Annotated in this window: 12 protein-coding genes; all 12 read left to right on the top strand. The window is 73.3% G+C overall.

The features are described 5' to 3' along the window. Positions 1-92: 92 nt before the first annotated feature. The 12 genes from PH191_RS16940 (at position 93) to rpmA (ending at position 12,608) form a co-directional block, all read left to right on the top strand. On the top strand, positions 93-1,484 hold the full coding sequence (locus PH191_RS16940) for an OFA family MFS transporter (RefSeq protein WP_274195783.1): 1,392 nt from the start codon (positions 93-95) through the stop codon (positions 1,482-1,484). Next, the gene (locus tag PH191_RS30120) at positions 1,481-1,588 is read left to right on the top strand and encodes an MFS transporter small subunit (protein WP_420791811.1); all 108 of its coding nucleotides are present in this window, start codon (positions 1,481-1,483) and stop codon (positions 1,586-1,588) included. Before PH191_RS16940 ends, PH191_RS30120 begins: the two co-directional genes overlap by 4 nt. A gap of 13 nt (positions 1,589-1,601) precedes the next feature. Then, positions 1,602-1,877, top strand: coding sequence for a DUF6457 domain-containing protein (locus tag PH191_RS16935; protein ID WP_274195782.1), 276 nt, complete (start codon positions 1,602-1,604; stop codon positions 1,875-1,877). Positions 1,878-1,888: 11 nt separating this feature from the next. Beyond that, positions 1,889-3,457: a bifunctional tetrahydrofolate synthase/dihydrofolate synthase gene (gene folC, locus PH191_RS16930; RefSeq protein ID WP_274195781.1), complete on the top strand. Its 1,569-nt coding sequence runs from the start codon at positions 1,889-1,891 to the stop codon at positions 3,455-3,457. Continuing rightward, positions 3,454-3,828 (top strand): DUF4233 domain-containing protein, encoded by a 375-nt coding sequence (locus PH191_RS16925; RefSeq protein WP_274195780.1) that lies wholly within the window; start codon positions 3,454-3,456, stop codon positions 3,826-3,828. The genes folC and PH191_RS16925 overlap by 4 nt, the downstream gene beginning before the upstream one ends. 53 nt (positions 3,829-3,881) lie before the next feature. Next, the gene (ndk, locus tag PH191_RS16920) at positions 3,882-4,286 is read left to right on the top strand and encodes a nucleoside-diphosphate kinase (RefSeq protein ID WP_274195779.1); all 405 of its coding nucleotides are present in this window, start codon (positions 3,882-3,884) and stop codon (positions 4,284-4,286) included. Between the two features lie 626 nt (positions 4,287-4,912). After that, a complete protein-coding gene (locus PH191_RS16915; protein WP_274195850.1) occupies positions 4,913-6,946 on the top strand; it encodes a TIGR03960 family B12-binding radical SAM protein in 2,034 nt (677 codons plus the stop codon). Positions 6,947-6,964: 18 nt separating this feature from the next. Then, positions 6,965-7,474, top strand: a complete 510-nt coding sequence (locus PH191_RS16910) for a GNAT family N-acetyltransferase (protein ID WP_274195778.1) — start codon at positions 6,965-6,967, stop codon at positions 7,472-7,474. Then, positions 7,474-8,274 carry a TIGR03936 family radical SAM-associated protein gene (locus tag PH191_RS16905; RefSeq protein WP_274195777.1) on the top strand — a complete coding sequence of 267 codons (801 nt, stop codon included), beginning with the start codon at positions 7,474-7,476 and terminating at the stop codon, positions 8,272-8,274. Before PH191_RS16910 ends, PH191_RS16905 begins: the two co-directional genes overlap by 1 nt. A 198-nt stretch (positions 8,275-8,472) precedes the next feature. After that, positions 8,473-11,850, top strand: coding sequence for an Rne/Rng family ribonuclease (locus tag PH191_RS16900; protein ID WP_274195776.1), 3,378 nt, complete (start codon positions 8,473-8,475; stop codon positions 11,848-11,850). A gap of 176 nt (positions 11,851-12,026) precedes the next feature. Then, a complete protein-coding gene (gene rplU / locus PH191_RS16895; RefSeq protein WP_274195775.1) occupies positions 12,027-12,326 on the top strand; it encodes a 50S ribosomal protein L21 in 300 nt (99 codons plus the stop codon). Positions 12,327-12,338: 12 nt separating this feature from the next. Beyond that, entirely contained in the window at positions 12,339-12,608 is a 270-nt protein-coding gene (gene rpmA / locus PH191_RS16890; protein ID WP_274195774.1) for a 50S ribosomal protein L27, read from the top strand. Positions 12,609-12,618 lie beyond the last annotated feature (10 nt).

Raw genomic sequence — 12,618 nt, 5'->3', positions numbered from 1 at the left:
CCACTTCGTGGCTGTGTGTGTTCGGTGTGTGGCTCATCGCCCGATCGGGTATCGGCCCGTGACCGGACGGTGTCGTTGAAAAGGAGCCACCCATGGCCGGCGGATTCTTCGACCGCTCCTCCATCGTCGCACCACCGGGATGGAGTCGCTGGCTCGTTCCCCCCGCCGCCCTCGCGGTCCACCTCGCGATCGGGCAGGCGTACGCGTGGAGCGTGCTCAAGGCGGGGCTGGGTACGGGGCTGGGCCTCTCGGGCACCGCCACGGCGCTGCCCTTCCAGCTCGCGATCGTGATGCTCGGTCTCTCGGCGGCGTTCGGCGGCACGATGGTCGAGCGGCGCGGGCCGCGCTGGGCCATGTTCGTGTCCACCGTGTGCTTCTCCGCGGGCTTCCTGATCTCCGCGGGCGGCATCGCGATCGGTCAGTTCTGGCTGGTCGTCGTGGGCTACGGCTTCGTCGGCGGCATCGGGCTGGGCATCGGCTACATCTCGCCGGTCTCGACGCTGATCAAGTGGTTCGCCGACCGCCCGGGCATGGCCACCGGCATCGCGATCATGGGCTTCGGCGGCGGCGCGCTCATCGCGCAGCCGATCGAGAAGGCGCTCCTCGCGGCCTTCGGCACGACCCAGATGGGCCTGTCGCAGACGTTCCTCGTGATGGGGATCGGCTACGCGATCTTCATGTCGGTCGGCTGGCTGCTCGTGCGCGTCCCGGCCGACGACTGGCAGCCCCCGAACCCGCCGCAGGCCTCGCCCGGCGCCACCGGCTCCGGTCCCGCCGTCTCGGCCGCGCAGGCGATCAAGCTCCCGCAGTTCTGGTTGCTGTGGGTCGTGTTGTGCTTCAACGTCACCGCGGGCATCGGCATCCTGGAGAAGGCCCAGCCGATCTACCAGGACTTCTTCGCCACCTCCGGCCCGGCGCCGGTCATCGCCGCGGCGGCCGGGGCGTTCGTGTCGATCCTCTCGCTGTCCAACATGCTCGGCCGGTTCATCTGGTCGTCGGCCTCGGACGTCGTCGGGCGCAAGAACATCTACCGGATGTACCTCGGGGTGGGCGCCCTGCTCTACCTCGTGATCCTGCTGTTCGGCGAGGGCAACAAGGTGATCTTCCTGATCGCCTCGATGCTGATCCTCTCGTTCTACGGCGCCGGGTTCGCCACGGTGCCCGCGTACCTCAAGGACCTCTTCGGCACCTACCAGGTCGGCGCCATCCACGGCCGCCTGCTGACCGCGTGGTCGGCGGCGGGCGTGCTCGGCCCGCTGATCGTCAACGCCGTCGTGGAGGCCCAGGGCGACGTCACGGGCCCGTCGAAGTACACGGTGTCCTTCACGATCATGATCGTGCTGCTGGCCATCGGCTTCGTCGCCAACGAGCTCATCCGTCCCGTCGATCCGCAGTACTTCGTGCCCGACTCCGAGCGCGGCGGCGTCGAGGACGCCGCCGTGGGCGGATCCGGGTCCGACCGCAACCAGGAGGTGTCCCGATGACCGCCGGACGCACCGTGCTCACCGTCGTCGTGTGGCTCTGGGTCGTGATCCCGTTCCTGTACGGCGTGTGGTCGCTCCTGCAGAACGTCGGCGCCCTCTTCTAGGAGGATCGGGTGCATGAGCACCCTCTCCGACTGGATCGACGAGGTCGTCCGCGAGCTCGGTATCGACGAGCTCGGGGAGCTGGTCGATCCCGAGAACGTCCAGCCCCTCGTGCTCGACATGACCAAGGACGTCGCCCACGGCGTCGCGCGCCCCGCCGCCCCGATCTCCGCCTACCTGCTCGGCCTCGCGGTCGGGCGGGCGGCGGGGTCGGGCCCGGGGGAGCAGGAGCTCGCCCAGGGCTTCGCCGATCGCCTGGCGGCGCGGGCCCGCGGCGACGACCAGCCGTAGCATCGTGGGTGATGACCAGCGACGACCGATGGGGATCTGTCTCCGCCGACCAGGACGCAGCCGGTGACGGCGACGCCGACGAGCTCGCCCAGATCCTCGCCATGGCCGGTGGTGCGGACGACTCGGGCTCCGGCCCGGGCGGGGGCGCGCTCGCCGACGCGCTGAGCCAGGGCGTCACCACCGGGCCGACCGGCGACACGCCCGGCCACGAACCCGACGACGCCGAGTCGCTCGCCGCGCTGCGCGCCGTCGAGGCCGAGCTCGACGAGCGCTGGCCCGAGACGCGGATCGCCCCGTCCCTGGACCGGATCCGGGCGCTCGTCGAGGTGTTGGGCGACCCGCAGCGCTCCTACCCGGCGATCCACGTCGCCGGCACCAACGGCAAGAGCTCGGTCACACGGATGATCGACGCGCTGCTCACCCGCATCGGGCCACGCACCGGGCGCTACACGAGCCCCCACCTGCAGCGGGCCACCGAGCGGATCGCGATCGACGGCGCCCCGATCAGCGCGCGCCGCTACGTGGAGATCTACCAGGAGATCGCGCCGTTCCTCGGCATCGTCGACCGGGCGCAGGGCGACGGCCCGCGGCTCTCGAAGTTCGAGGTGCTCACCGGGATGGCGTTCGCGGCCTTCGCCGACGCCCCGGTGGACGTCGCCGTGCTCGAGGTCGGGCTCGGCGGGAGCTGGGACGCCACCAACGTCGCCGACGCCGTGGTCGCCGCGATCACCCCGGTGGACGTCGACCACGTCGCCTACCTCGGATCGGACATCGCCGGGATCGCCGCCGAGAAGGCCGGCGTCATCAAGCCGGGCGCCGTCGCCCTGATGGCCCAGCAGACCCCCGAGGCCGCCAAGGTGCTGCTCGAGCGGGCGGTGGAGGTCGAGGCCGAGGTCGCGCGCTCCGGGATGGAGTTCGGCGTGCTGGCGCGCGAGATCGCCGTCGGCGGGCAGCAGCTGCGCCTGCAGGGTCTCGGCGGCGAGTACGACGACATCTACCTCCCGCTCTTCGGCGAGCACCAGGCGGCGAACGCGTCGCTGGCGCTCGCGTCGGTGGAGGCGTTCTTCGGGGCCGGCGCGTCGCGCAAGCTCGACATCACCGCCGTGCGCGAGGCCTTCGCCTCGGTGCGCGTGCCGGGGCGGATGGAGCGCCTGCGCTCGGCGCCCACCGTCGTGGTCGACGCCGCCCACAATCCCCACGGGGCGCGGGCGTCGGCGAAGGCGGTGCGCGAGGAGTTCTCGTTCCGCCGGCTCATCGGCGTCGTCGCGGTGATGGGCGACAAGGACGCCGAGGGCATCCTCACGGCGCTGGAACCGGTGCTCGACGAGGTCGTGGTGACCCAGGTGTCGTCGCCGCGGGCCATGGACGCCGACGAGCTCGGGAGCCTGGCGGTCGGGTTCTTCGGCGCCGACCGCGTCGTCGTCGAGACCCGCATGGACGCCGCGCTGGAGACCGCGATCGGGCTCGCGGAGGAGACCGACGACGACGAGGCCCCGATGGCGGGCGCGGGGGTGCTGGTCGTCGGGTCGGTGGTCGCCGCGGGTGAGGCCCGGACGCTGCTGGGGCGGGAGCCGGCATGACCGAGCCCGCCCCGGGCGAGGCCGCGAGGAAGGCCTTCCGCGGCCCGGCCAGCGCGGCCCTCAGCCTCGAGATCGTCATCGTCCCGCTCGCCCTGCTCGTCATGGACAAGGTCGAGGGCGGGCTGACGCCCCTGAAGATCGCCTGGGTGGTCGTCCTGACCCTCGGCATGATCGTCGCCATCGCCCGGTTCTCGAAGCCCTGGGGCCTGCCGCTGGCGCTGGCGCTGCAGGTGCTCATGCTGCTCGGCTGGATCGTCTCGCCGTCGCTGGGCGTCCTCGGCCTCGTGTTCTGCCTCGTGTGGGCCGGGATGCTGTGGATGCGGCACGAGGTGCTGCGCCGTCACGCGCTCTGGGCCGACCGGGAGGCCTGAGGGCGGCTCGTTAGGCTCGCGCACCGACAGGTGTCCACGAGAGAGGATCCGCAGTGAGCGAGCGCACCCTGGTGCTGGTCAAGCCCGACGGCGTGGAGCGTGGCCTGGTCGGGGAGGTCGTGTCGCGCATCGAGCGCAAGGGCCTGCGCCTCGTGTCGCTGGAGCTGAAGACCGTCGACCGCGGCCTCGCCGAGCAGCACTACGCCGAGCACGAGGGCAAGGGCTTCTACGAGGAGCTGATCTCCTTCATCACCTCGGCGCCCGTCGCCGCCATGGTCGTCGAGGGCCCGCGCGCGATCGCGGCGTTCCGGCAGATCGCCGGCGGCACCGACCCCGTCGAGAAGGCCGCCCCCGGGTCGATCCGCGGGGACCTCGCCCTGGAGACCGGGTCGAACATCGTGCACGGCTCGGACTCGCCCGAGTCCGCCGAGCGCGAGATCAAGCTCTGGTTCGGGTAGAGGGAGGGTCGGTTCGCCGAGTGTGAGCCCATCGTGATCGACGAGCCTCGTCGACCTGGCGCACTCTCGGCGTTCGAGGGAGCCGTGGAGGGTTCTCCTGCGTCGAACCCCGTGTGGACGACGGCAGACCCTTCCGGGGCTCGGACGCGGTCCGTGCGGGACGTGTGACCCGGGGCGTGCTCACCGGGCCGGGCTCCCGACGGGTCGGCTCCGACACCTACGTGGCGACGGGCGCGCCGGACGACGCCCGTACGCGGGTCCTCGCGGCGGCGGTCCGGGGCGGTCGGTCGGCGGTCGTCACCGGCTGGTCGGCGTGCGCGATCCAGGGGATCGACGTCGTCCAACGCCGTCGTCGCGGCCGACGGGCTGGGTCGGTACGGCGGGTTCACCGGGGCCGAACTCGAGGAGATGGCGCGGCGGCACCCCGGTGCGCGCGGCGTCCGGCGGGTCCGTCCTGTCGCGGAGCTCATGGACCCGCGCTCCGAGTTCCGGGTGGCCCTCGATGACCGCACGCCAGGTGCTGCGACGGCCCGAGTGGGTCGTGGCCCGCGTGCGTGAGGCGCTGCTCGCCCGGGGCTGGGCGCCGACCGTGCGCGCATCATGATCGACAGGGCCTGCTGATCATGATGGGCGCACACTCGGCGGCCGGACGGCGGGTGGTCGGGGCCCGGCGCAGGTCTCGTTACCCTGGGTCCGTGGCCGAATCCGTGTTCGAGAGCCTGGAACCGCTGCTGCCCCGGGTGAAGAAGCCGGTGCAGTACGTCGGCGGCGAGCGCAACGCGGGGACCAAGCCGTGGGACGCGGTGCCGGTCCGCTGGGCGCTGTGCTACCCCGACGCCTACGAGGTGGGGCTGCCCAACCAGGGCCTCATGATCCTCTACGAGGTGCTCAACGAGCGGGACGACGCCCTCGCCGAGCGCACCTACGCCGTGTGGCCGGACCTCGCTGCGCTGATGCGCGAGCACGGCGTCCCGCAGTTCACCGTCGACGGGCACCGCCCCGTGGGCGCGTTCGACGTGCTCGGCATCAGCTTCGCCACCGAGCTCGGCTACACGAACATGCTCTCGATCCTCGACCTCGCCGGCATCCCGCTGCACGCCGCCGACCGGGACACGAGCCACCCGATCGTGCTCGCCGGCGGGCACGCGGCGTTCAACCCGGAGCCGATCGCCGACTTCGTCGACATCGTGGCCCTGGGCGACGGCGAGGAGGTCGTCGGCGAGATCACGGAGGTCGTCAAGGCGGCCAAGGCCGAGGGCCTGTCCCGCCGCGAGACCCTCGAGCGCCTCGCCGGGGTCCCGGGCGTCTACGTGCCCGGCCTCTACGAGGTCCGCTACGGCGACGACGGGACGATCGCCGCGGTCACCCCGACCAGCACGCACGCCCCCGAGCGCGTCCACAAGCGCACCACCAGCGACCTCGACGACTGGCCGTACCCGAAGGCCCCGCTCGTCCCGATGGCCGAGACCGTCCACGAGCGCATGAGCGTCGAGATCTTCCGCGGCTGCACCCGCGGCTGCCGCTTCTGCCAGGCCGGCATGATCACCCGGCCCGTCCGGGAGCGCTCGCCGCAGGGCGTCGGCGAGATGGTCGAGCAGGGGCTGCAGAACTCGGGCTACCACGAGGTCGGCCTGCTCTCGCTCTCCAGCGCCGACCACTCCGGCATCGGCACGATCGCCAAGGACCTCGCCGACCGCTACGAGGGCACCGGCACGGGCCTGTCGCTCCCGAGCACGCGCGTCGACGCGTTCAACGTGACGCTCGCCGAGGAGCTCACCCGCAGCGGCCGCCGGTCCGGCCTGACGTTCGCGCCCGAGGGCGGGTCCGAGCGCCTGCGCAAGGTGATCAACAAGATGGTCTCCGAGGAGGAGCTCATCGCCACGGTCTCCACCGCCTACGAGCACGGCTGGCGGCAGGTGAAGCTGTACTTCATGTGCGGTCTGCCCACCGAGACCGACGAGGACGTGCTGCAGATCGCGTCGATGGCCCACGAGGTCATCCGGGCCGGGCGCAAGGCCGCGGGCCGGGGCGACGTCCGCGCGACGGTGTCGATCGGCGCGTTCGTGCCGAAGCCGCACACGCCGTTCCAGTGGGCCGCCCAGACCGCGCCCGACGTCGTCGACCACCGTCTGCGCAAGCTGCGCGAGGCGATCAACAGCGACCGCTCCCTGGGCCGCAACATCGGGCTGCGCTACCACGACGGCCAGCCCAGCCTCATCGAAGGCCTGCTCAGCAGGGGTGACCGGCGGATCGGGCGGGTGATCGAGCGGGCGTGGCGTGACGGCCAGCAGTTCGACGGCTGGAGCGAGCACTTCTCGTTCGAGCGCTGGGTCACCGCGGCCGAGGCGGCGCTCGAGGGCGTCGACCTCCACTGGTTCACCACCCGCGAGCGCGGCGCAGAGGAGATCCTGCCCTGGGACCACCTCGACTCCGGGCTCGACCGGGGCTGGCTGTGGGACGACTGGCAGGACGCGCTGAACTCCGAGGAGCAGGACGACTGCCGCTGGACGCCGTGCTTCGACTGCGGCGTCTGCCCGACGATGGGCACCGAGATCCAGATGGCGCCCCCGGGCCGGGTGTCGCTGCCGATCACGCCCGTCGAGCAGCGCAGGTCGACGCCGGTGCGCAACCCCGCCCTCGCGGCCGACCGCGGGGTCTGACCGCGTGGCAGGACACCGGTGAGCGACGGACCGGAGGTGCGCGTACGCCGGGCGGGTGCCCCGGACGGCGACGCCGTCGCCGCCCTGCGCCGGGCCTGGGTCGAGCAGCGCGGCCGCGCCCGGCCGGGCGCCGACCCGGGCTTCGAGCACGGGTTCGCGACGTGGTGGCGCGCGGAGCTCTCGCACCACGCGGTGTGGGTGGCGGAGGTGCCGTCCGGCGGTGCCTGGGACGTCGTCGGTTCCCTCGACGTCGCCGAGGTCGCCGCCATGCCCGCGCCCGGGCGGCCGGGGGAGCGCTGGGGCTACGTGGGCAGCCTCGTCGCCCTCGGCGCCGCGCCGCGCGGGGTGCCGCGCAGGCTCCTGGGCGCCGCCGTGGCGCACGCCCGCGACCGCGGGCTCGCGCGGCTCGTGCTCCGGCCGTCCCCGGCGGGGGCGGCCTTCTACCGTGCGGCCGGGTTCAGCCCGGCCGGTGACGAGATCGTGGTCCTCCCGACCGGGGGACACGGACCGACCGGAGGGACGGCCTGATGGCGACCCGCACGACGAAGGCAGGCGAGGCGGCACACCCCTCGGCGCCGATCGTGGAGAAGCTCCGGATGCGCTACGCGAAGCGGGGCCGCGCGCGGTTCAGCTCGCACCGCGACATCGCCCGCACCATGGAGTGGACGCTGCGGCGCGCCGGGGTGCCGGTGGCCCTGTCGCACGGCTTCAGCCCGCACCCGAGGCTCTCCTGGATCGGCGCGGCGCCCACCGGCGCGGCGAGCGACGCCGAGTACGTCGAGATCGGCGTCACGGAGCACCTCGACCCGCTCGTGGTCGCCCGCGAGGTGGACGCCGTGCTGCCCGAGGGGCTCTCGGTGATCGAGGTCGTGCCCGCCTCGCCCGGGGCGCTCGCCGACCGGATCGACGCGAGCCACTGGGAGATCGAGACCCCGGGCGTCCCCGACGAGCTGCTCGCCCCGGCCCTCGCGGCGTTCCACGCCGCCGACGAGGTCATCGTGGAGCGCCTCACCAAGAACGGTCCGAAGCCGCTGGACGTGCGAACGGCCGTCGCCGAACTGCGGCTGACGCTCACCCGTCCGGACGAACCGGAGGCGCCGGAGCGGGAGGACCGTGCACGAGCGGCGACGTGTGGGAGACTGACGGCGGTCGTACGGCACACCACGCCGGCCGCACGACCCGACGACGTGTGCGGTGCCCTCCGCGCCGTCGCCGGCCTCGAGTTCCCGGAACCCGTCAGGGCCACCCGGAGGGCTCAGGGTCGGCTCGACGAGCGCGGGGAGCTGATCGACCCGTTCGCGACGGACCGCGCGGCACCCACCGCGTAGCCCCGCGGAAGGTCCCCGGTCGGCCGCGGTGCACACACATCGCCGAACCGCACGGATCGACGGCACCCGGGCCCACCGGCTCGACCCGCCGAATCGTGCCGCAGTCGGTGGCCGTCCCCTGCGGCCGCCACGGCGAGCCCACGCGAGGTCCCCGTGTGGCCGCGACCCCCGGGTCGCGCCCGGGGGCGAAGGAGATGGATGACCGACACCGACACCCCGTCCGGCGGTAGCACCGCCGCGGGGGATTCCGTCGCACCCGGACGCCCCGACGAGCAGGCCCTGGCCGCGCTTCCGGACAAGGTCCGCGTGCACGCCCTGGCCCGAGTGGTGGGCACCTCGAGCCGCGAGCTCCTCGCCGTGCTCGCCCGGATCGGCGTGGGGGCGCGCAGCGCGCAGTCCAGCGTCGACCGCGGCGTCGTGGCGCAGGTGATGGACGACCTGTTCCCGCCGCCCGGCGGCCCGGTCGCCGACCCCGTCGCCGAGGCCACCGCGGCCCTCACGCCCTCGCCGGACGAGGAGCCGAGCGAGCCGGAGGCGCCGCTCACCCTGAGCGCCGGCGCCCCGACCGCCGGCGCGCCCGCCAGTGCCCCGGCCTTCGCGGCCCCGATGTTCCTGGCGCCCGACTCGACCTCCGAGGAGGCCGTCCCGACGCGCGCCCGGCGTCGTCGCGGCAGCCGCTCCACCGGCGTCGTGACCCCCGGTGAGTCCACCGAGACCGAGACCACGGGGGACCACACCCCGGCCTCGCCCGACGAGCAGACCCCCGCCGCTGCGACCGAGGACTCCGGTGAGGCCGCAGCCGACACGGGCGGGTCCTCGCGCCGCCGCCGTCGTCGCTCGGGGGCCGACGAGTCCCCGGACGCCTCCGACACCTCCGAGACGTCCGACGCCACGGACCCGTCGGAGTCCTCGGACTCCTCGGATTCCGCTGACTCCTCGGATTCCTCCGACTCCGACGACGACGACGAGGACGGCAGCCGCCGGCGCCGTCGTCGCGGGCGCCGCGGCCGCGGGCGCGGTCGGGGCGGTGCCGACGACGCCGAGTCCGGCGACGGCTCCTCCGACGGCTCCTCCGACGGCTCCTCCGACGGCTCCTCCGACGGCGAGGGCGAGGCGGGCACGGACTCCTCCGGGAAGTCGGAGTCGGACTCCGGCTCCGGTGAGGGCGACGACGACGAGGAGGACACCGACTCCGGTGAGTCCGAGGACTCCGAGGGCTCGTCGGGCGGCTCGCGCCGCCGGCGCCGGCGGCGTCGCCGGTCCTCGGAGGGCGACGGCGACGGCGAGGTCGAGGACCCGCCGAACACCGTCACCCACGTCCGCGACCGCGTCGAGCGGCCCGAGGGCGGGAAGTCCTCGAACGACGAGATCCGCGGGGTCAAGGGCTCGACGCGCCTCGAGGCTAAGCGCCAGCGTCGCCGCGACGGGCGCGAGTCCGGTCGCCGGCGGCCGTCGATCCTGTCCGAGTCCGAGTTCCTCGCCCGGCGCGAGGCCGTCGAGCGCACGATGGTGGTGCGCCAGCACGCCGGCCGCAGCCAGATCGGGGTGCTCGAGGACGGGGTGCTCGTCGAGCACTTCGTCGCGGGCGACGGCCAGAACTCGATGGTCGGCAACGTCTACCTCGGCCGGGTGCAGAACGTGCTCCCGTCGATGGAGGCCGCGTTCGTCGACATCGGCCGCGGGCGCAACGCCGTCCTGTACGCCGGCGAGGTCAACTGGGACGCCTCCGGCCTCGAGGGCAAGCAGCGCAAGATCGAGCAGGCGCTGTCCTCGGGCGACCAGGTGCTCGTCCAGGTCACCAAGGACCCGGTGGGTCACAAGGGCGCACGCCTGACCACCCAGATCAGCCTGCCCGGCCGCTTCCTGGTGTACGTCCCCGCCGGCGGGGCGACCGGCATCAGCCGCAAGCTGCCCGACACCGAGCGCAAGCGCCTCAAGGAGATCCTCAAGCGGATCGTCCCCGACGAGTCGGGCGTGATCATCCGGACGGCCGCCGAGGGCGTCAGCGAGGAAGACCTCGAGCGCGACGTCCGGCGTCTCACCGCACAGTGGGAGGCCATCGACAAGTCGGCCTCCGACGCGGGCAACAAGAACTCGAAGGGCCCGACCCTCGTCTACGAGGAGCCCGACCTCCTCATCCGTGTCGTCCGCGACATGTTCAACGAGGACTTCTCCTCGCTCGTCGTCTCCGGCGAGCGGGCGTGGGAGACGCTGGAGGGCTACGTGTCGCACGTGGCCCCGGAACTCGCGGGGCGCCTGTCGCGTCACGTCGGACCTGAGGACGTGTTCGCCGCGTACCGGATCGACGAGCAGCTGATCAAGGCGCTCGACCGCAAGGTGTGGCTGCCCTCGGGCGGCACGCTGGTCATCGACCGCACCGAGGCGATGACGGTCGTCGACGTCAACACCGGCAAGTTCACCGGCTCCGGGGGCAACCTCGAGGAGACGGTGACCCGCAACAACCTCGAGGCCGCCGAGGAGATCGTCCGCCAGCTCCGGCTGCGCGACATCGGCGGCATGATCGTCATCGACTTCATCGACATGGTGCTGGAGTCGAACCGCGACCTGGTGCTGCGGCGCCTCACCGAGTGCCTGGGCCGCGACCGCACCCGCCACCAGGTCTCCGAGGTCACCTCGCTCGGCCTGGTGCAGATGACCCGCAAGCGCGTCGGGCAGGGCCTGCTCGACGAGTTCTCGACCACCTGTGAGCACTGCCGGGGCCGGGGCGTCATCGTCTCGTCCGAGCCGGTCATGGGGGAGCAGGGCGGCGGCAACGGCGGGGGCAACGTCGGCGAGAAGGCCGGCGCCGCGGAGAAGAACGGCTCGGGCGACAAGAACGGGTCGGGCGAGAAGGCCGCGAGCGGCACCGGCGGGGGCTCGTCCTCACGCCGGGGTCGTCGCGGACGCCGGGCCGAGCGTTCCGAGGGCGCCTCGCCCGCCGTCGTGGCCGCGGCCAGCGGTCTCACCGCCGGCCGGGAGGACGACGACGCGGTCTCCGAAGAGATCGGCGCGGACGAGACGGGCACCGACGTCGTCGAGACCGTCGACACGGTCGATCCCTCCGACTCGGGGACGGCCGAGAGCCCCGAGACGGCCGCGGTGCCCGTGGAGGGCGCCGAGGAGACCGAGGTGACCCTCGAGGCCGGGCTGGCCGAGGCGAGCCCGGGTGCGGGGAGCGTCGAGGAGACCGACGAGGCGCCCGCCGAGGCGGACCTCCCGGCCGCGGCGGAGACCGAGGACGTCGAGGAGGCGATCCACGAGGCCGTCGAGGCCGAGGTCGCTCTGGAGGCGGACCTCGCCGAGCACGTGCCGGGCGGCAACGGGACGACCCCGGAGCCCGCGACCTCGTCCGCGCCCCGCGTCACGGGCGCCATCGGGGCCGCGACCGGCAACGGGAACGGCAACGGCCACGGGGGCGACACCGTCATCACCCCGGCCGGGAGCCCGGCGGAGCCCGAGGACGAGGCGACGCCCGAGCCCGCGGTGGTCCCCACCGGGAGCGGCTCGGCGCGACCGCGTCGTCGCCGGGCGGCGTCCCGTCCGGCCGGTCCGCCGGTCGGCGGATCGAGCGACTGAGCACCACCCGCGGACGGTCGGGCCCACCCGGGGTCCGGCCCGCGGAGGCCGGGCGGGTACCCTAGGAGATCGGTGCCCGCCGGGTCGCTGCCCGCGGCACCGGCGCGCCGCGCCCGCCCCGTACGGGACGCGCGCCGGGACCGGAACCCCACGCCAGACAGGAGTCCACGCGGAAGATGTACGCGATCGTGAAGACCGGCGGCAAGCAGTACAAGGTCGCGGTCGGCGACGTCATCGACGTGGAGCTCCTCGACGGTGACACCGTGGACCTCCAGCCGGTCCTGCTCGTCGACGGCAGCACCGTCCTCAGCTCGGCGTCCGACCTCGAGAAGGTCAGCATCTCCGGCAGCATCGTCGGGGAGCACAAGGGCCCGAAGATCAAGATCCTGAAGTACAAGAACAAGACCGGGTACAAGCGGCGCGTCGGCCATCGCCAGCGCTACAGCCGCCTCGAGGTCACCGACATCTCGAAGTAAAGGGGAGCAGGAATGGCTCACAAGAAGGGTGCGTCCAGCTCCCGCAACGGTCGCGACTCGAACGCCCAGATGCTCGGCGTCAAGCGTTACGGCGGCCAGGTCGTCAAGGCCGGCGAGATCCTCGTCCGCCAGCGCGGCACCAAGTTCCACCCGGGCGTCGGTGTCGGCCGCGGCGGCGACGACACGCTGTTCGCCCTCATCCCGGGCGCCGTGACCTTCGGGACGAAGCGCGGGCGCAAGAACGTCAACATCGTGCCGGTGGAAGAGACCGTCTCCGCCTGAGCACCGTGTA

Source organism: Actinomycetospora callitridis, from assembly GCF_028737265.1.
Taxonomy (GTDB): Bacteria; Actinomycetota; Actinomycetes; order Mycobacteriales; family Pseudonocardiaceae; genus Actinomycetospora; species Actinomycetospora callitridis.
This window is presented reverse-complemented; position numbering and strand designations above follow the sequence as displayed.